General features: G+C 63.9%; 15 protein-coding genes. 10 read left to right on the forward strand and 5 right to left on the reverse strand.

Features of this window, described 5'->3' with window-relative positions; all coding sequences use genetic code 11:
- The coding region (locus BMW76_RS12575; protein WP_143062256.1) for a transposase at nucleotides 1-283 on the reverse strand (283 nt) is incomplete at its 3' end.
- Between the two features lie 228 nt (nucleotides 284-511).
- On the opposite strand from BMW76_RS12575, the gene nudB reads away from it, so the two are divergent.
- The 7 genes from nudB to BMW76_RS12610 all read left to right on the forward strand — a co-directional run bounded on the left by nudB (nucleotide 512) and on the right by BMW76_RS12610 (nucleotide 9,664).
- Nucleotides 512-988, forward strand: a complete 477-nt coding sequence (gene nudB / locus BMW76_RS12580; RefSeq protein ID WP_090865468.1) for a dihydroneopterin triphosphate diphosphatase — start codon at nucleotides 512-514, stop codon at nucleotides 986-988.
- Entirely contained in the window at nucleotides 985-2,256 is a 1,272-nt protein-coding gene (gene clsB / locus BMW76_RS12585; protein WP_090865469.1) for a cardiolipin synthase ClsB, read from the forward strand. Before nudB ends, clsB begins: the two co-directional genes overlap by 4 nt.
- Before the next feature lie 270 nt (nucleotides 2,257-2,526).
- Entirely contained in the window at nucleotides 2,527-3,132 is a 606-nt protein-coding gene (locus BMW76_RS12590; protein ID WP_090865470.1) for a TetR/AcrR family transcriptional regulator, read from the forward strand.
- An 87-nt stretch (nucleotides 3,133-3,219) separates the two neighbouring features.
- Nucleotides 3,220-5,007, forward strand: a complete 1,788-nt coding sequence (locus BMW76_RS12595) for an acyl-CoA dehydrogenase C-terminal domain-containing protein (RefSeq protein WP_090865471.1) — start codon at nucleotides 3,220-3,222, stop codon at nucleotides 5,005-5,007.
- A gap of 134 nt (nucleotides 5,008-5,141) precedes the next feature.
- Entirely contained in the window at nucleotides 5,142-7,577 is a 2,436-nt protein-coding gene (locus tag BMW76_RS12600) for a 3-hydroxyacyl-CoA dehydrogenase/enoyl-CoA hydratase family protein (RefSeq protein ID WP_090865472.1), read from the forward strand.
- An 11-nt stretch (nucleotides 7,578-7,588) separates the two neighbouring features.
- On the forward strand, nucleotides 7,589-8,788 hold the full coding sequence (locus tag BMW76_RS12605) for an acetyl-CoA C-acyltransferase (protein WP_090865473.1): 1,200 nt from the start codon (nucleotides 7,589-7,591) through the stop codon (nucleotides 8,786-8,788).
- Nucleotides 8,789-8,899: 111 nt separating this feature from the next.
- Entirely contained in the window at nucleotides 8,900-9,664 is a 765-nt protein-coding gene (locus BMW76_RS12610; RefSeq protein WP_090865474.1) for an enoyl-CoA hydratase, read from the forward strand.
- Nucleotides 9,665-9,691: 27 nt separating this feature from the next.
- On the opposite strand, the gene fdhD is transcribed toward BMW76_RS12610, so the two are convergent.
- Entirely contained in the window at nucleotides 9,692-10,522 is an 831-nt protein-coding gene (fdhD, locus tag BMW76_RS12615; RefSeq protein WP_090865475.1) for a formate dehydrogenase accessory sulfurtransferase FdhD, read from the reverse strand.
- A gap of 138 nt (nucleotides 10,523-10,660) precedes the next feature.
- On the opposite strand from fdhD, the gene BMW76_RS12620 reads away from it, so the two are divergent.
- Together BMW76_RS12620 and BMW76_RS12625 are read left to right on the forward strand one after the other, a co-directional pair.
- A complete protein-coding gene (locus BMW76_RS12620; RefSeq protein WP_090865476.1) occupies nucleotides 10,661-11,137 on the forward strand; it encodes a nitrate reductase associated protein in 477 nt (158 codons plus the stop codon).
- 182 nt (nucleotides 11,138-11,319) lie between these two features.
- A complete protein-coding gene (locus tag BMW76_RS12625; RefSeq protein ID WP_090865477.1) occupies nucleotides 11,320-14,454 on the forward strand; it encodes a sensor domain-containing protein in 3,135 nt (1,044 codons plus the stop codon).
- Nucleotides 14,455-14,514: 60 nt separating this feature from the next.
- On the opposite strand, the gene BMW76_RS12630 is transcribed toward BMW76_RS12625, so the two are convergent.
- Nucleotides 14,515-14,910, reverse strand: a complete 396-nt coding sequence (locus tag BMW76_RS12630) for an acyl-CoA thioesterase (RefSeq protein WP_090865478.1) — start codon at nucleotides 14,908-14,910, stop codon at nucleotides 14,515-14,517.
- Between the two features lie 271 nt (nucleotides 14,911-15,181).
- Between BMW76_RS12630 and BMW76_RS12635 the strand changes: the two genes are divergently transcribed.
- A complete protein-coding gene (locus BMW76_RS12635; RefSeq protein ID WP_090865479.1) occupies nucleotides 15,182-17,071 on the forward strand; it encodes an ABCB family ABC transporter ATP-binding protein/permease in 1,890 nt (629 codons plus the stop codon).
- 27 nt (nucleotides 17,072-17,098) lie between these two features.
- Here the strand turns inward: BMW76_RS12635 and murU are convergent, their stop codons facing one another.
- A complete protein-coding gene (gene murU / locus BMW76_RS12640; protein ID WP_245763209.1) occupies nucleotides 17,099-17,845 on the reverse strand; it encodes an N-acetylmuramate alpha-1-phosphate uridylyltransferase MurU in 747 nt (248 codons plus the stop codon).
- Entirely contained in the window at nucleotides 17,826-18,920 is a 1,095-nt protein-coding gene (locus BMW76_RS12645; RefSeq protein ID WP_090865481.1) for an aminoglycoside phosphotransferase family protein, read from the reverse strand. Before BMW76_RS12645 ends, murU begins: the two co-directional genes overlap by 20 nt.
- Nucleotides 18,921-18,978: the final 58 nt, after the last annotated feature.

Genomic DNA, 18,978 nt, shown 5'->3' on the forward strand with positions numbered 1-18,978 from the left:
CAAAACGACGCAGGCTAGTGCTGTCATACAAAGCCTCTTCGCAAGCGAAGTCGGCCAGATTGAACCAGTGTTGCACGAAGTGAATCCGCAGCATGCGCTCCAAACCAATCGGCGGTCGACCGTTACCGCGTTTCGGATAGTACGGCTCGATTACCGCGCACAGTTCGGTCCACGGAACGATCGTGTTCATCGTGTCAAGAAACTCGTCGCGTCGCGTGCGTTTGCGTCGGGTCTCAAACCCCGCGCCTTGATCCGCGGCCATTGCGAGCGTCTGCTGCTTCATTGCCTTTTGCCTTTCTCGTTGCTTGTGCACTCTATAACGCTTGATGCGCACAAGCGGTGGACTTAATCAGCATTGCCTTAGCGCGACGCGCCGCTAAAACAACGGCGGGCGCGCGAAACAACGAACGAAGAAGGCGCGTGATGCGCCTTTTTCGTTTTTTGCGTTACAGTCACTGAAAGCTACGCCTCCCGACATGCGATTGCGCGACTCCCGCGCCGCTTTATCACCATGCCGAAACCGCCAAAGATTCCGGAATCCGTACTCGTCGTCATTCACACGCCCCAACTCGACGTGCTGCTTATCGAACGAGCCGATCGGGAGGGGTTCTGGCAATCGGTGACGGGCTCGAAAGAGCGCATCGACGAGCCGATCGCGGAAACGGCGATCCGCGAAGTGGCGGAAGAGACGGGCATCGTGATCGGCGGCGATCTCGTCCCGCGCGAGGCGCTCGTCGACTGGCACCATCACATCGAGTTCGAAATCTTTTCGACGTGGCGCCATCGCTATGCGGAAGGCGTCACGCACAACGTCGAGCACTGGTTCAGCCTGCAGGTGCCTGAGCGTCTCGAAGTGACGCTCGCGCCGCTCGAACATACCGCGCATCTGTGGCTGCCCTGGCAGGAGGCCGCCGAGCGCTGCTTCTCGTGGTCCAACCGCGACGCAATCCTGCGACTGCCGCAACGCGTGAAGGAGCGTTGCCGATGAGCGGCGGCGGTGGCCGCCGCTTTGCGCGACTGACCCAGCATCTGCCCGGTCGGCGCTACGGGTCCAGGTATCGCTTTTGTACTGGCAACGAGATTCGCCTGTTCACCGAGGGGGAGCCGTTCTTTGCCTCGCTGGTCGAGCGCATCGACGCCGCGCAATGCGACGTTGTGCTGGAAACCTATATCTTCTGCGACGACGCGGCGGGCCGCTCCGTCTCCGATGCGCTGATACGTGCCGCTACACGCGGCGTCCGCGTGCGCGTGATCACCGATGGCATCGGCACCGAGCGCCTCGCGATGTTCAACGACTGGACCCTGGCGGGCGTCGAGCATCGCATCTACAACCCGCATCTGTTCGGACGCTTCGGCTTTTCGCGCACGCACCGCAAGCTCGCCGTGGTCGACGACGCGTTCGCGTGGTGCGGCGGCATCAATATCGTCGACGACTACGATCAGAACGGCATGCGCCTGCCTTATCCGCGCTGGGATTTTGCGGTCGAACTGCAAGGACCCGTAGTGGCCGACGTGCGCGAGGCATTCGACGTGCAATGGGAGCGCATTCGCATCGGCCACCGGCCCGCGCTGACGCCGCCGCCCGTCGGCGCCCCGACGCCGCGCGCCGCGACCGCGCGCTTCGTGCGCGCGCGCCAGAGCACGAGGAGCGCCCGCAATGCCGACATGCGTGCGATGGCCGAGCCGTGCGTCGCGTTCGTCGCGCGTGACAACTTCGTCAACCGGCGCGCGATCGAGAAGGCGTATCTGACGGCGATCGGCCAGGCGCGCTCCGAAGTGCTGCTCGCCAATCCGTACTTCATGCCCGGCCGCAAGCTGCGGCGCGCGCTGATCTTCGCGGCGCAGCGCGGCGTCGACGTGCGTCTCGTGATCGGCAGAAAGGAGTTTGCCGCGCTCGATTACGCGGTGCCGTTCCTGTATCGCTCGCTGCTGAAGGCGGGCGTGAAGATCGCCGAGTACGAAAGGACCATGCTCCACGGCAAGGTGGCCGTCGTCGATTCGAATTGGGGCACCGTCGGCTCGTCGAATCTCGACGCGCTGAGCCTCGTGCTGAATAACGAAGCCAACGTCGTACTCGTGCTCCATCCCGAAATCGACCAGTTGCGCGACGCGATCCTCGCGGCGTTCGACGAATCGCGCCGCATCGACGAAAAGCACTACGAGTCGCGTCCCGCCGGCGAGCGGCTGCTCAACTGGTTCGCATACAACACCTATCGGCTGGCGATGAAGCTGCTGACGGTCGGCGGCTACGATTAGACGAACGATCGGAAGGCAGGCTGGAAACATCGAAAAAGCGCAGACAAAATACGATCGGCAGCGCGCAGAAAACACAAATCGAAGACAACTCAGACTCGTTCCGGTAAATGATTCTAAAAAATTCCGCATCGTCCTATAGACGAATGACGGAAAATCGAAGCGTCGTTAGAAACCCGTTTCTAATAAATTCCTTGTTTCGCGGACGGTCACGCCCAATAATGGTACGACCGTTCGATTTTTCCTTTCGATCAAATCAGACGGTACACAGCTATGCGAAAAGGCGAACAAACGCGAGCCGCGATTCTCGATGCAGCACTCGATCTGGCAAGCCGCGACGGACTGGAAGGTCTGACGATTGGCCTGCTGGCCGAGCGTATGCAGATGAGCAAGAGCGGAGTGTTCGCGCATTTCGGGTCGCGCGAGGACTTGCAGGTCGAGGTCGTGCGCGAATATCACCGTCGTTTTGAAGACGAGGTGTTCTTCCCGAGTCTGCGCGAGCCCCGTGGCTTGCCGCGCTTGCGGGCGATGCTCTCGCGCTGGATCGAGAAGCGCGTCCAGGAAGTCACGACTGGATGCATCTACATCAGCGGCGCGGTCGAGTACGACGATCGCGCGGACAGTGCGGTGCGCGAGCAGCTGGTGGCGAGCGTGCAGATGTGGCGCGCAGCGCTCACGCGAGCCATTTCGCAGGCAATCGAAGAAGGGCATCTGCGCGCAGACACGGACTCGCAACTGATGCTCTTCGAACTGTATAGCTTCACGCTCGGCCTGCATCACGACGCGCGCTTTCTGCATCTGCCAGATGCCGTGCGCCTCACGTGGGCCGCGCTGGAAAAACTGATTGTTTCGCGTCAGAGCGAGAGCGCGAGCCGCTAGCGGGGCTGGCTGGGTCCATCGGATCCAAACGGCGGGAGGCTGGCTGCCACGCTTGAGCCAACACCTTTGGATTGACTGGAGAGACTCATGGGACAGTACGCCGCGCCGTTGCGCGACATGCAATTCGTATTGCACGAGCTGCTGAACGTCGAAGCCGAGATCAAGCAGATGCCCAGGCACGCGGATCTCGATGCCGACACGATCAATCAGGTGCTGGAGGAAGCCGGCAAATTCTGCTCGGAGGTGGTCTTCCCGCTGAACCAGAGCGGCGATCAGGAAGGCTGCAAGTACGAAGGCGATGGCGTCGTCACCACGCCGAAGGGCTTCAAGGAAGCGTATCGCCAGTACGTCGAGGCGGGCTGGCCCGCGCTCGGCTGCGATCCCGAGTACGGCGGTCAGGGCCTGCCCGCGTTCGTCAACAATGCGCTGTATGAGATGCTGAACTCCGCGAACCAGGCGTGGACGATGTACCCCGGCCTGTCGCACGGCGCGTACGAGTGCCTGCACGCGCACGGCACGCCGGAGCTGCAACAGGCGTATCTGCCGAAGCTCGTGTCGGGTCAATGGACGGGCACGATGTGCCTGACCGAGCCGCATTGCGGCACCGACCTCGGTATTCTGCGCACGAAGGCCGAGCCGAATGGCGACGGCTCGTACGCGATCAGCGGCACGAAGATCTTCATCTCCAGCGGCGAACACGATCTCGCCGACAACATCGTTCACCTCGTGCTCGCGCGTCTGCCGGATGCACCGAACGGCACGAAGGGCATCTCGCTTTTCATCGTGCCGAAGTTCGTGCCGGACGCGAGCGGCAACCCCGGCGCGCGCAACGGCGTGAAGTGCGGCTCGATCGAGAACAAGATGGGCATTCACGGCAACGCTACGTGCGTGATCAATCTCGACAACGCGAAGGGCTGGATGGTCGGCGAGCCGAACAAGGGCCTCAACGCGATGTTCGTGATGATGAACGCGGCACGTCTTGGCGTCGGCATGCAGAGCCTCGGCCTGACGGAAGTCGCGTATCAGAACTCGCTTGCATATGCGAAGGAGCGTCTGCAGATGCGCTCGCTGTCGGGCCCGAAGGCGCCCGACAAGGCCGCCGACCCGATCATCGTCCACCCGGACGTGCGCCGCATGCTGCTCACGCAGAAGGCGTACGCGGAAGGCGCGCGCGCGTTCTCGTACTGGTCGGCGCTGCATATCGACAAGGAGCTGTCGCATCAGGACGAAGCGGTGCGCAAGGAAGCCGCCGATCTCGTCGCGCTGCTCACGCCGATCCTGAAGGCGTTCCTGTCGGACAACGCGTTCGAAGGCACGAACCTCGCGATGCAGGTGTTCGGCGGCCACGGCTATATCGCCGAATGGGGCATGGAGCAGTACGTGCGCGACGCGCGGATCAACATGATCTACGAAGGCACGAACACGGTTCAGTCGCTCGATCTGCTGGGCCGCAAGGTGCTCGGCGACATGGGCGCCAAGCTCAAGAAGTTCGGCAAGCTGGTGACGGATTTCGTCGAAGCCGAAGGGATCAAGCCGGAGATGCAGGAGTTCGTCAATCCGCTCGCGGATATCGGCGACAAGGTGCAGAAGCTGACGATGGAAATCGGCATGAAGGCGATGCAGAACCCGGATGAAGTGGGCGCGGCGGCCGTGCCGTATCTGCGCACCGTCGGCCATCTGGTGTTTTCATACTTCTGGGCCCGCATGGCGCGCGTCGCGCTCGACAACGAAGCGTCCGGCGATCCGTTCTACAAGTCGAAGCTCGCCACTGCGCGTTTCTACTTCGCGAAGCTGCTGCCCGAAACGGCTTCGACGATCCGCGCCGCGCGCGCCGGCTCGAAGACGTTGATGGACATCGACGAAGCGCTGTTCTAAAGCCATCGCAGGCGGCGCATCGATCGTCACGCCATGCGCCGCCGCTCCGCTCTCTCACATACACCGCGTCAAGGAGGCTGCGTGCGCCTTCACGCGGCCACTCGCGACACCGCATCACTCCCCGGAGGAACGACGTGAGCAATCTGATCATTCGCAAGGTCGCCGTGCTCGGCGCCGGCGTGATGGGCGCGCAGATCGCTGCGCACCTGATCAACGCCAGAGTGCCCGTGCTGCTGTTCGATCTGCCTGCAAAGGAAGGCCCGAAGAACGGCATCGCATTGAAGGCGATCGAGAACCTGAAGAAGCTGTCGCCGGCGCCGTTCGGCGTGAAGGACGACGCGCAATACATCCAGCCCGCCAACTACGACGACGACATCGAAAAGCTCGCCGAATGCGACGTGGTGATCGAAGCGATCGCCGAACGCATGGACTGGAAGCACGATCTCTACAGGACAGTCTCGCCGCACATCGGCGCGAACGCGATCTTCGCGACGAACACGTCGGGCCTGTCGATCACGGAATTGTCGAATGGCTTCTCCGACGAACTGAAGGCGCGCTTTTGCGGCGTGCACTTCTTCAATCCGCCGCGCTACATGCATCTGGTCGAGCTGATCCCGACCACGGCGACGCGCCCGGAAATCCTCGATCAACTCGAAACGTTCCTGACGAGCGTCGTCGGCAAGGGCGTCGTGCGCGCGAAGGACACGCCGAACTTCATCGCGAACCGCGTCGGCGTTTTCTCGATCCTCGCGGTGATCGCGGAGGCCGCGAAGTTCGGCTTGCGCTTCGATGAAGTCGACGATCTGACGGGCAGCCGCCTGGGCCGCGCGAAGTCGGCGACGTTCCGCACGGCGGACGTCGTGGGTCTCGACACGATGGCGCACGTCATCAAGACGATGCAGGACAACCTCGCGGACGATCCGTTCTTCCCGGTCTACGAAACGCCCGCCGTGCTGGCCGGACTGGTGAAGCAGGGCGCGCTCGGCCAGAAGACGGGCGCGGGTTTCTACCGGAAGGAAGGCAAGGCGATCAAGGTGCTCGACGCGAAGACGGGCAGCTATATCGACGGCGGTGCGAAGGTCGACGAACTGGTCGGCCGCATTCTGAAGCGGCCGCCTGCCGAACGTCTGAAGCTCTTGCGCGAAACGCAGCATCCGCAGGCCCAGTTCCTGTGGGCGATCTTCCGCGACGTGTTTCACTACATCGGCGTGCATCTGGAATCGATCGCCGACAACGCGCGCGACGTCGATCTCGCGATCCGCTGGGGCTTCGGCTGGAACGAAGGCCCGTTCGAGGGCTGGCAGACGGCCGGCTGGAAGCAGGTCGCCGGGTGGGTGCAGGAAGACATCGCAGCGGGCAAGGCGCTGTCGAATGCGCCGCTGCCCGCGTGGGTGCTCGAAGGCCCCGTCGCCGAACAGGGCGGCGTGCACACGAACGAAGGCTCGTGGTCGCCGGCTGAACAGCGCTTCGTGCCGCGCTCGTCGCTGTCCGTGTACGACAAGCAGGTGTTCCGCGCGCCGCTCGCGGGTGAAACGGGCGCCGATCCGAAGACCTACGGCAAGACCGTGTTCGAGACGGATGCCGTGCGCGCGTGGGTCGACGATCGCGCGGGTGAAAGCGACGTCCTGATCGTGTCGTTCAAGAGCAAGATGAACACGATCGGACCGTCGGTGATCGACGGCCTCGTGCAGGCCATCGATGTCGCCGAGCAGGACTACAAGGCCGTCGTGATCTGGCAGCCGACGTCGCTGAAGCTCGGCGCGCCGGGCGGTCCGTTCTCGGCGGGCGCGAACCTGGAAGAAGCGATGCCCGCGTTCATGATGGGCGGCGCGAAGGGCATTGAGCCGTTTGTGAAGAAATTCCAGCAGGGCATGCTGCGCGTCAAGTATTCGAACGTACCCGTGGTCGCGGCCGTGTCGGGCATTGCGCTCGGCGGCGGATGCGAACTCGTGCTGCACAGCGCGAAGCGCGTCGCGCATATCGAGAGCTATATCGGTCTCGTCGAAGTGGGCGTCGGTCTCGTGCCGGCGGGCGGCGGCCTGAAGGAAGCCGCATTGCGTGCCGCCGAAGCCGCGACGCAGGCCGGCGCGACGAACGATCTGCTGAAGTTCCTGCAAAAGCCGTTCGAAAACGCGGCGATGGCGAAAGTCTCGGGCTCCGCGCTCGACGCCCGCGCGATGGGTTATCTGAAGCCGTCGGACACGATCGTCTTCAACGTCTTCGAACTGCTCGACACCGCGAAGAAGGAAGCGCGCGCGCTGGCCGCCGCGGGATATCGCCCGCCGCTGCGCGTGACGCAGGTGCCCGTCGCCGGCCGCTCGGCGATTTCGACGATCAAGGCGTCGCTCGTCAACATGCGCGACGGCCGCTTCATCAGCGATCACGATTACCTGATCGCGAGCCGCATCGCGGAAGCGATGTGCGGCGGCGACGTCGAAGCAGGCAGCCTCGTCGACGAAGAATGGCTGCTGACGCTCGAACGTCGTGCGTTCGTCGAGCTGCTCGGCACGCAGAAGACGCAAGAACGGATCATGGGCATGCTGCAAACGGGCAAGCCGGTGCGCAACTGAGGGAGCCTCAAATGACAAAGCAATTGCAAGACGCCTATATCGTCGCCGCGAGCCGCACACCGATCGGCAAGGCGCCGCGCGGAATGTTCAAGAACACGCGCCCCGATGAACTGCTGGTGCATGCGATCCGGTCGGCTGTCGCGCAGGTGCCAGGCCTCGATACGTCGCTGATCGAAGATGCGATCGTCGGCTGCGCGATTCCCGAAGCGGAGCAGGGGCTCAACGTCGCGCGGATGGGCGCGTTGCTCGCGGGCCTGCCGAGCACGGTCGGCGGCGTGACGGTGAACCGCTTCTGCGCATCGGGCGTGACGGCGCTCGCGATGGCGGCGGACCGCATTCGCGTCGGCGAATCGGACGTGATGATCGCGGGCGGCTGCGAATCGATGAGCATGGTGCCGATGATGGGCAACAAGCCGTCGCTGTCGCCGCATATCTTCGACCGCAATGAGGACGTCGGCATCGCTTACGGGATGGGCCTCACGGCGGAGAAGGTCGCGGAGCGCTGGAAGGTGAGCCGCGAGCAGCAGGACCAGTTCTCGGTCGAATCGCATCGCAAGGCGATCGCCGCGCAGCAGTCGGGCGAATTCAACGACGAGATCGCACCGTACACGCTGACCGAGCGCTTCCCCGATCTGACGACGGGCGAAATCAGCGTGAAGACGCGCGAGGTGAAGCTCGACGAAGGCCCGCGCGCCGATACGTCGATGGAAGGTCTCGCGAAGCTGCGCACCGTGTTCGCGAACAAGGGCACGGTGACGGCGGGCAACAGCTCGCAGACATCGGACGGCGCGGGCGCGCTGATCGTCGTGTCGGAAAAGATCCTCAAGCAGTTCAACCTGACGCCGCTCGCGCGCTTCGTCAGCTTCGCCGTGCGCGGCGTGCCGCCGGAAATCATGGGCATCGGTCCGAAGGAAGCGATTCCCGCCGCGCTGAAGGCCGCGGGTCTGAAGCAGGACGATATCGACTGGATCGAGCTGAACGAGGCGTTTGCTGCTCAGTCGCTCGCGGTGATCAACGACCTCGGACTCGATCCGTCGAAGATCAATCCGCTCGGCGGCGCGATCGCGCTCGGTCATCCGCTCGGCGCGACGGGTGCGATTCGTGCTGCAACCGTCGTGCATGGGCTGCGCCGGCGCAATCTGAAGTACGGGATGGTGACGATGTGCGTGGGAACGGGCATGGGGGCGGCGGGGATCATCGAGCGGCTGTAGTTTCCCCTGTCGTTCTCTATCGCTTGCGGGCCGCTTTTTGCTGCAATTCGAGGGCGGTCCGCCTGGCACGCGCAACGCGCAACACACCGACGAACGTCGAGGAGTCACAAGATGGACATTCTGGTCGAACGCACAGCCGACGTGCTGACGATAGCCTTCAACCGTCCCGACAAGAAGAACGCGATCACGGCCTCGATGTATCAGACGATGGCCGACGCGCTGGTTCAGGCGCAAGACGATGCTTCGGTGCGCGCGATCCTGATCCGCGGCAGCGTCGGCATTTTCAGCGCGGGCAACGATCTCGAAGACTTCTTGAAACAGCCGCCCGTCAGCGAAGACTCGCCCGTGTTCCAGTTCCTGCGCGCGATCTCGGCGGCGGAGAAGCCGCTCGTGGCGTCGGTGGCGGGCGCGGCCATCGGCGTGGGCACGACGCTGCTATTGCATTGCGATTTCGTCTACGCGGCCGACACCGCGATGTTCTCGCTGCCGTTCGCGCAACTGGGCCTGTGCCCGGAAGCGGCGTCGTCGCTGCTGTTGCAGCGTGTCGCCGGCTATCAGGCGGCCGCCGAAAAGCTGATGCTCGGCGAAGCTTTCGACGCGAAGGAAGCGCAGCGCATGGGCTTCGTGAACCGGCTGCTGCCCGCCGCCGAAGTGGATGCGTTTGCGATGCAGCAGGCGCAGAAGCTGGCCGCGTTGCCCGCATCGTCGCTGCGCGTGACCAAGCAGTTGATGAAGCGCGCCGCGCAGCACGAACTGCGCACGCAGATGACCGACGAGGCCGTGCACTTCGCGAAGATGCTGCTCGCGCCCGAGGCGAAGGAAGCGTTCAACGCGTTCTTCGAGAAGCGCAAGCCGGACTTCCGGCAGTTCGACTGAGCGTGGACGCGTGAGCGCGAGCCGTCGTCAGACGGTGTCGTAATCGACGTAACTCGACTCGCGGCAGAAGCTCACGAGCCGCACGCCCGCTTCGCGCGCAATCGTAATGGCGAGCGACGACGGCGCCGAAATGGTCGCGACCATCGGAATGTCGACGCGCGCGGCCTTGCGCACCAGCTCGTAGCTCGCGCGGCTCGACAGGAACACGAAGCCGTCCGTCGTATCGACGCGGTCCAGCACGAGCCGGCCGATCAGCTTGTCGAGCGCATTGTGGCGGCCGACGTCCTCGAACGCGTAGCGGATCGCGCCCGTCGCGTCGCACCACGCGGCGGCGTGCAGCCCGCCCGTCATCTTCGTGAGCGCCTGATGCGCGGGCAGCTCCTTCGCGGCCCGAGCGATCGCATCGGGCGCGAGCCGTTGCAGAAAGCCGGTGTCGGGTATGCGTTCGGGCGTCAGGTCGAGCAGATCGATGCTCTCGATGCCGCACACGCCGCAGCCCGTTCTGCCGGACAGCGCGCGGCGCTTCTCCTTCAGCGCGGCGAACGCCTGCTGCACGACGGTCAGCTGCACTTCCGCGTGGGGCAATTTGCCGTCGCGGAACTCGACCTCGATGTCCTGAATGTGTGCGCCGCGCTCGACGATCCCTTCCGAAATCGCAAACCCGACCGCGAACTCCTCCAGATCGCGCGGCGTGCACATCATCACCGCATGCGAGATGCCGTTGAAGACGAGCGCAACGGGCCACTCCTGGCCGACATGATCGGCGACCGTTTCGACGGTTTCGACCGCTCCGCCTCGGTGCCGGCGCACCGATTGCTCGATGACGCCCGGCTGTTCGCCCGTTTCCAGTTCGTTCACCTGCGTGCTCCTCTCGTGCCGTGCAAAGGGTTGCTGTGCTGGGCGGCAGTCGACGGCAGGGCCGCCGCGCCGCAAATAAGGTTCTAAAATACCTCAGACCGGCTTAGCGCGTTGGCCGCCGAACAAGAGGAATCTGCTATGGGACTCAATGATGCGCCGCTGCTGTTCCACTTCGAGATCGAATCTTCGCAGAATTTGAAATTTATCCCGATGGTCGTTCGCTTCAACCTCGACCGTTTCGGGCTGCGGATTTCGCTCGAACAATGGCAGATGCTGCCGCACGAAGACCGCGCGTTGCTCGCGCGTTTTCCCGTCGACGAGGACACGGCGATCGAGCCGAACTTCGATCACGCGCTCTTCGAAATGATGCGCACGCACGCGAACGTCGAGCCCGAGTGGTTCACGCCCGACGATAACCCGGCATGGCGCGACACGGCGGCCGTGCCCGAGACGGTGCTGCATCAGGCGAATCTGGCGAACCTGAACCCGCCGGGTGTCGACGACTGGGCGCGGCTCGATCCGTTCAAGCGTTATGTGCTCGCCAAACTGGCGCGCAAGAGCGCGAGCAACCACGATTTCCTGCCCGCGATGAAGGAATTCGGTCTCGCCGGCTGATCCCGGCGAAAGATTTTTTCGTTTTCACACTCAATCTCATCCGAACGCTGCCGTTATCCAAAGATGGCGCGTAAGAGCGCTGCGCCCGGCGACGCGTCTTTCGTCCGGGTCGCCCGCGTGCGCCGCCTGAGAACGGCTTCCTCGCGGGTGTCGCCTGCAGGATCGAACGACGTTCGGAACCTATGATCTCTTTCCTATCGAAGCGACTGCTGATCAACCTGGCGGTCGTCGTCGCGGCTGTCGGCGCGAACGCCTTCGTCGCGTACACGCAGATTCGCGGACAGCGCGACGCCGATGAGCGAACGGTCCGCTCGACGGCCATTCGCGAGAATCTCGAAGCTTATCGCGGGACGCTCGAGCACGGCCTGTCCATGCTCGGCCGCTACGAGGCGGCGGGCGTGCCTGCGCCCGCGAATGCGGGATCGGCGATGTCCGCGACGCTGGCGAAGCTCGAAAAGACGCTGCGCGACCAGTTGGCGAGCGAACCGGCGATCGCCGCCGAGTTTGGCCGGCTCACGGCCGACGGCAGCCGTCTCCAGCAGGACATCGCGCGCGCGCTCGACGGGACGATGGCGCCCGGAGTCGACGACACGCGTGCGTGGGCGGCGCAAGCCTACACGCGCCTCGGCATGGAATCCGACGGTATCGACGAGCGCATCGGCCGGCTGCGCGACGAGGAGGACCGCGCGCTGAAGGCGGCGCTCGACGAATCGATGCGCGACACGCAGTACGCGACGCTCGTCCTCATCGTGACGATGCTCGCGGGCAGCGGGCTCCTGATCTACACGTTCGGCGCGCGCGAAAACGTCGCGCGGGAAAAGCTGCGCATCGCGAAGGCACTGCATCGCAACGACGAGCGTTTTCGCGGGCTGTTCGAAGAGCATCCCGTGCCGATGTACATCTTCGATCGCGACACGCTGCGCTTTCTCGCCGTCAACGCGGCGGCCGTCCAGCAGTACGGCTACACGGAGAGCGACTTTCTTTCGATGACGATCCGCGACATCCGTCCGGGTTCCGAGGTCGCGCGGCTCGATTCGCATCTTCAGCGCAGCGACGCGACACCGGGCGGTCCGCGCACGATGGCGGGCATCTGGCATCACCGCCGCAAGGACGGCTCGCTGATCAGCGCCGACATCTCGTATCACGCGATGACGTTCATGGGCCGCCCCGCGCTCTTCGTGCTCGCCGACGACGTCACCGAACAGATCAACGCCGAAGCCGAAGCGCAGCGTTCGAACCAGATGCTCGAAACGGTGATCGACAACATCCCGCAGCGCATCTTCTGGAAGGGCAAGGATTTGCGCTATCTCGGCTGCAACATGGCGTTCGCTCGCGATGCGGGGCTCGCGTACCCGGAGCAGGTGATCGGCAAGCGGGACGAGGACATGCCGTGGCGCGCGTTCGCCGACCAGTTGCATCACCACGATGTGGAAGTGATGAGCTCGGGCGTGCCGAAGATGAACTTCGAAACCGACGTGGTGATCGACGGCGTGCATCGCACGACGATGACGAGCAAGCTGCCGTTCACCGACGGCGAGGGCCGCGTGATCGGCGTGCTCGGCTCGTACACGGACATCACGGAGCGCAAGCGCGCCGATCTCGCGCTACGTCTGCAAAGCCGCGCGCTCGATGCGAGCGTCAACGCGATTCTGATCACCGCGCCTTCGAACGAAGGCAATCTGATCGAATACGTGAACCCGGCGTTCAAGCGCATCACGGGCTACGATCCGCAGGAAGTGATCGGCCAGGACTGCCGCCTGTTGCAGCGCGACGACCGCAATCAGGACGGCATCGCCGCGATCCGTCAGGCGCTCGCGGCGAACCGCGAGGTGAGCGCGGTGCTGCGCAACTACCGCAAGGACGGCGCGCTGTTCTGGAATCAGCTGTATATCGCGCCCGTGCCCGATACCGACGGACAGACCACGCACCACATCGCCGTCATCAACGACGTGACGGCGCTGATCCGCTATCAGGAGCAGCTCGAATACCAGGCGAACTACGACAGCCTCACGCGCCTGCCGAACCGCAATCTGCTGCGCGACCGCCTGCAACATGCGCTGATCGTCGCGGAGCGGCATCACAAGGGCGTGGCCGTCGTGTTCATCGATCTCGACGGCTTCAAGAACGTCAACGATAGCCTGGGGCACAGCGTCGGCGACCGTCTGTTGTCGGTGGTCGCGGACCGTCTCGCGCGTTGCGCGCGGGCGAGCGATACGGTGGCGCGTCATGGCGGCGACGAGTTCGTCATCGTGATGACGGACACCGTCGACGAGCAGTCGCTGATCGCGTGGATGGAGCGCGTGCGCGCGTCGATTTCGGAGCCCGTGTGGCTCGACGGCACGGAGCTGTATGTCGGCTGCAGCATGGGCGCGAGTCTATTCCCGCAAGACGGCGAAGATGCCGAAACGCTGATGAAGAAGGCCGATCTCGCGATGTATCGCGCGAAAGACATGGGGCGCAACACGTTCCAGTTCTATCAGCCGGAGATGAACGTGTCGGCGGGCGCGCGGCTCAACATGGAGCGGCGTCTGCGCCGCGCGCTGCGCGACAACGAATTTCTGCTGCACTATCAGCCGCAGGTCGATATCGAAACGGGCCAGGTGGTCGGCATGGAAGCGCTCGTGCGCTGGCGCGATCCCGAGGTCGGTCTGATTCCGCCGTCGCAGTTCATTCCCGTCGCCGAGGAAAGCGGGCTGATCGGGCCGCTGTCCGAATGGGTGCTGCGCGAAGCGTGCCGGCAGAACAAGGCCTGGCAGGACGAAGGCCTGCCGCCTGCGCGCGTGTCGGTAAATCTGTCGGCGCGGCAGTTCCAGCAGCGCGACATTGCGAAGCTCGTGACGCAGGTGCTCGCGGAGACGGGTCTCGAGCCGCAGTATCTGGAACTCGAGTTGACCGAGAGCACCATCATGCGCAACGCAGAAGAAGCCGTGACGATGCTCACCGAATTGCACGCGCTCGGCATCGGCCTCGCCATCGATGATTTCGGCACCGGCTATTCGAGCCTGAGCTATCTGAAGCGCTTCCCTGTGGACCGCTTGAAGATCGACAGATCGTTCGTGTCGGACATCGGCGAATCGTCGGACGATGAAACGATCACGTCGGCGATCATCGCGCTGGCGCACTCGCTGAATCTGCAGGTGATCGCGGAAGGCGTGGAGACGTCGACGCAGCTCGACTTCCTCAAGGAACGTGCGTGCGACGAGATGCAGGGTTACTTCTTTGCGAAGCCGCTGCCGCACGACGCGATACCCGACATGCTGCAGAGAAGCGCGGACAATGCCGCGGAAAACGAGGACGTAGCCGCGGCAGACGCCTGATCGCGAGCCTCAGGCGTAAGCGTATCGCGCCACGCAAGGCGGCGTCCCGATGTTCGAACCTCAGTCCAGCCGAGGCAGTGCGCGCGGACGGCGATCGCTGTCCGTCGCGACATACGTGAGGGTCGCTTCCGTGACCTTCACCACTTCTTCCGCGAGGCTCATACGCTGCGCGTAGACCTCGACGTCGACCGTGACGGACGTGTTGCCCGTCTTCACGATATCCGCGTAGAAAGTCAGCAGATCGCCGACGAACACCGGCTGCTTGAACACGAACGAATTGACCGCGATTGTCGCGACGCGGCCGTTTGCGCGGCGGCTCGCGGGAATCGAGCCGGCAATGTCGACCTGCGCCATGATCCAGCCGCCGAACACATCGCCATGGACGTTCGCATCCGACGGTTGTGGGACGACGCGTAGCGCGCACGGTTTCTGCGGGAGTTGGAGAGTCTCGGTCATCGGGGTATCCATAAAAATCAGTTGAGCCGACAGCGGCAGCGGCGGATCTCACGACAACGGCACGACGGGAACGGCAAACGACGCTGGGTCAGCGCTGCGAAAGCGGCGCCAGCCGGCTTCTGCGACAATATTGTCGAATCAGGAATTGTACGGGAAAGCGTGTGCTGGAGCGTATCAGGCTCCAGCGCGCTTCTGGACGTTTCAGGCGCGTAGCCCGTCACATTCCCATCAGTCACGCGTCAACGCGTGCCGGCTCCCCCACAACACAATCATGCGTCGCTATTCCGCTTCGTCCGAACCGCCGCCGATCTCGAACCAGCCGCGCAACGACTGGCAGACGATCGTCTCGCTGCTGCCATACCTCGCGACGTACAAGTGGCGCGTCGTGCTGGCGCTCAGTTGCCTGATCGGCGCGAAGGTCGCGAATCTCGGCGTTCCCGTCGTGATGAAGCGCATCGTCGACAGTCTCGCGTCGGTGCAGCATCTGACGGCGCTCGGGCGCGCGACGAATGCGCCCGGCATCGTGCTGCTCGGCGGCGTCGGGCTGCTGGTGGTCGCGTATGCCGTCGTGCGGCTGTCGACGTCGCTCTTCACCGAGCTGCGCGAAATTCTCTTCTCGAAGGTGACGGAAAGCGCAGTGCGCCAGCTTGCGCTGAAAGTGTTCCGGCATCTGCATTCGCTTTCGCTGCGTTTTCATCTGGAGCGGCAGACGGGCGGCATGTCACGCGATATCGAACGCGGCACGCGCGGCATCACGCAACTGATTTCGTACTCGCTGTACAGCATTCTGCCGACACTCGTCGAAGTCGGTCTCGTGCTGGGCTTTTTCGTCGTCAAGTACGAGGCGTATTACGCGCTCGTCACTTTCGCCGCGCTGGCCGTGTACATCACGTACACCGTCAAGGTGACCGAGTGGCGCACGCATTTTCGCCGCACGATGAACGAACTCGATTCGAAGGCGAACTCGCGCGCAATCGATTCGCTGTTGAACTACGAGACGGTCAAGTACTTCAACAACGAAGAGTGGGAAGCGACGCGCTACGACGAAAATCTGAAGCGCTATCGCGCGGCGGCGATCAAGTCGCAGAACTCGCTGTCGGCGCTGAACTTCGGCCAGCAGGCGATCATCGGCACCGGGCTCGTGTTCATCCTGTGGCGCGCGACGCAAGGCGTGATGGCGGGGCGCCTCACGCTCGGCGATCTCGTGCTGATCAATACGTTCATGCTGCAGCTCTACATTCCGCTGAATTTTCTCGGCGTCGTGTATCGCGAGCTGAAGCAGAGTCTCACCGACATGGACCGCATGTTCACGCTGCTCGGCGCGTCGCGCGAAGTGCCCGACGCGCCCGATGCGCCGCCGCTCGCCGTGTGCGGCGCGCAGGTCGGCTTCGAGCACGTGAGCTTTGCGTATGAACCGTCGCGGTCCATTTTGCACGATGTGAGCTTCACGATTCCGGCGGGCACGACGACGGCTGTCGTCGGACATAGCGGCTCGGGCAAATCGACGCTTGCTCGCCTGCTGTTCCGCTTCTACGATCTGGACCGCGCGACGGGTGGCGCAATCCGTATCGACGGACAGGATATTCGCGACGTGACGCAGGATTCGTTGCGGGCGTCGATCGGCATCGTGCCGCAGGACACAGTGCTCTTCAACGACACGATCTACTACAACATCGCGTATGGACGTCCAACGGCGACGCGCGACGAAGTGATCGCGGCGGCGCGCGCCGCGCACATCCACGAGTTCATCGAGAGCCTGCCGAAGGGCTACGAGACACCCGTCGGCGAACGCGGATTGAAGCTGTCGGGCGGCGAGAAGCAGCGCGTCGCGATCGCGCGAACGGTGTTGAAGAATCCGCCCATTCTGCTCTTCGACGAAGCGACGTCCGCACTCGATTCGCGCTCCGAGCGCGCGATCCAGCACGAACTCGATCAGATCGCGCGCGAGCGCACGACGCTCATCATCGCGCACAGGTTATCGACGGTCGTGCATGCGCAGCAGATCATCGTGATGGACAAAGGGCGCATCGTCGAACGCGGCACGTTTGCTGAGCTGATTTTGATGGGCGGGCTCTTCGCGCAGATGTGGGCGTTGCAGCAGGAGCGCGCGGCGCACGCCGAAGAAGCGGTCGAAGAGCAGGGGAATGGGGAGGGGCGCTAAAGCGCCACTTGCGTGCTCTTCTGACGGTTAGGCGTTCTGCCCCACCAACTGCCGGTCGAGCGCATCGAGTTGCGCCGGCGTCCCGACGTTCTCCCACAACCCTTCATATAGCTCGCCGCTTGCGCGCTTCTGTGCAATCGCCTCGCGATAATACGGCGTGAGCGCGCGACGCGTCCCCGGCGCGAGGTCGCGAAACATCCGGGTGTCGTAGAGCCCGATGTTGCCGAACGTATAGCGCGGCGCGCCTTCCAGTGACAGCACACCGTCGCTGCCCAGCGCGAAATCGCCGTTCGGATGAAACGCGGGATTGGGCACCATCACCAGATGCATGCCGGCATCGGCAGCTTCGGCAAGCCGCGCGGCAGGCACACGCAGCGCCGCGTAATCGAAGTCCGCGTACACGTCGCCGCTGACAGCCACGAACACTTCCGGCTTGCCCGCGTCTTCGAGCAGCGGCAGCGCGCGCGCAATGCCGCCCGCTGTTTCGAGCGGCTCATGTTCGGCGGAATAGCGCAGCGACAGGCCATACCGTGAGCCGTCGCCAAGCGCCGCTTCGATCTGCGCGCCGAGCCACGCATGATTGATCACGACGGTCGTGAAGCCGGCGCGCGCGAGCCGTTCGATCTGCCACTCGATCAGCGCCTTGCCGCCGACCTTCAAAAGCGGCTTCGGGCAAGTGTCCGTCAGTGGACGCATCCGTTCGCCGCGTCCGGCGGCGAAGATCATCGCTTTGTTCAAGTTGTTCACCCGTCCGTCAGAAGGTGTAGCCGACATCGACGGCGCGGCCTTCGAGGTCATCGAGCAGTTTCGCGAACGGCGCGAGCGGCCGGTAGCGTTCCGCGACCTTGCGCGCATAGCCGATGAAGCGCGGCAGGTCGGCCATGTAATGCGGCTTGCTGTCGCGATAGTTGATCCGGCAGAACAGGCCGAGCACCTTGATATGCCGTTGCAGACCCATCCATTCGATCTGGCGATAGAACGCGCCGAAATCGGCATCGACGGGCAGGCCGGCTTTCTTCGCGCGCTCCCAGTAGTACGCGAAGCAATCCAGTTCGAACTCTTCGTCCCAGCTGATGAACGCATCGCGCAGCAGCGACGCGACGTCATAGCTGATCGGTCCGTACACCGCGTCCTGGAAGTCGAGCACGCCCGGGTTCGGGCTCGCGATCATCAGGTTGCGCGGCATGAAATCGCGCAGCATGAAGACCTGCGGCTGCGCGCGCGCGCTCGCGATCAGCAGCGCAAACGTGCGGTCGAGCACGCCGCGCGTGTTGTCGTCGACCTCGCGCCCCAGGTGCCGGCCGATAAACCACTCGGGCATCAGCTCCATCTCGCGGCGCAGAAACGCTTCGTCGAATGGCGGCAGCACGTCTTCGCGCGACGCGAGCTGCCAGCGGATCAGTGTGTCGAGCGCATCGCGCATCAGTTTTTTCGCGTCGCCGGCGCTGCCTTCCTTGAGCGCGCCCAGATACGACCGCGTGCCCAGATCCGTCACGAGCATGAAGCCCGCATCGAAATCGACTTCGAGCACGCGCGGCACGTGCACGCCCGCGTCGGCCAGCAGACCCGCGATCTGGACGAATTCACGGCATTTTTCGGGCGGCGGCGCATCGACGGCGATGACCGTCGCGACGGCCGGATCGTTCGCGCCGAGGTCAGCGCCGCTGCCCGCGAGGCGGAAATAGCGGCGAAAGCTGGCATCGGCGGAAGCGGGCGCGAGCGTCGCGAGTTCGAGTCCGTAACGGTCGGCGTGAGTGCGCAGCCAGGCGCTCAGAAGATCGAGGCGGTGATCCGCGCGCGAAGCAGCGGAGGTGGCAGAAAAAGCGGAGGAAGCAGGGGGAAGCGTCATGAAATGCTGGTGACAAAATCGGGGTGGGCAACGTCTTGCCATATAATACCCCACGACT

Origin of the sequence: Paraburkholderia diazotrophica (assembly GCF_900108945.1) — a bacterium.
GTDB classification, from domain to species: Bacteria; Pseudomonadota; Gammaproteobacteria; order Burkholderiales; family Burkholderiaceae; genus Paraburkholderia; species Paraburkholderia diazotrophica.

What these genes read in the sequence shown, in the direction of transcription:
- BMW76_RS12595 (WP_090865471.1), top strand. Translation starts at nt 3,220, where the DNA reads ATGGGACAGTACGCCGCGCCGTTGCGCGACATGCAATTCGTATTGCAC.
- BMW76_RS12590 (WP_090865470.1), top strand. Translation starts at nt 2,527, where the DNA reads ATGCGAAAAGGCGAACAAACGCGAGCCGCGATTCTCGATGCAGCACTC.
- nudB (WP_090865468.1), top strand. Translation starts at nt 512, where the DNA reads ATGCCGAAACCGCCAAAGATTCCGGAATCCGTACTCGTCGTCATTCAC.
- BMW76_RS12620 (WP_090865476.1), top strand. Translation starts at nt 10,661, where the DNA reads ATGGGACTCAATGATGCGCCGCTGCTGTTCCACTTCGAGATCGAATCT.
- BMW76_RS12610 (WP_090865474.1), top strand. Translation starts at nt 8,900, where the DNA reads ATGGACATTCTGGTCGAACGCACAGCCGACGTGCTGACGATAGCCTTC.
- BMW76_RS12635 (WP_090865479.1), top strand. Translation starts at nt 15,182, where the DNA reads ATGCGTCGCTATTCCGCTTCGTCCGAACCGCCGCCGATCTCGAACCAG.
- BMW76_RS12630 (WP_090865478.1), bottom strand. Translation starts at nt 14,910, where the DNA reads ATGACCGAGACTCTCCAACTCCCGCAGAAACCGTGCGCGCTACGCGTC.
- BMW76_RS12605 (WP_090865473.1), top strand. Translation starts at nt 7,589, where the DNA reads ATGACAAAGCAATTGCAAGACGCCTATATCGTCGCCGCGAGCCGCACA.
- murU (WP_245763209.1), bottom strand. Translation starts at nt 17,845, where the DNA reads ATGTCGGCTACACCTTCTGACGGACGGGTGAACAACTTGAACAAAGCG.
- BMW76_RS12645 (WP_090865481.1), bottom strand. Translation starts at nt 18,920, where the DNA reads ATGACGCTTCCCCCTGCTTCCTCCGCTTTTTCTGCCACCTCCGCTGCT.
- BMW76_RS12625 (WP_090865477.1), top strand. Translation starts at nt 11,320, where the DNA reads ATGATCTCTTTCCTATCGAAGCGACTGCTGATCAACCTGGCGGTCGTC.
- clsB (WP_090865469.1), top strand. Translation starts at nt 985, where the DNA reads ATGAGCGGCGGCGGTGGCCGCCGCTTTGCGCGACTGACCCAGCATCTG.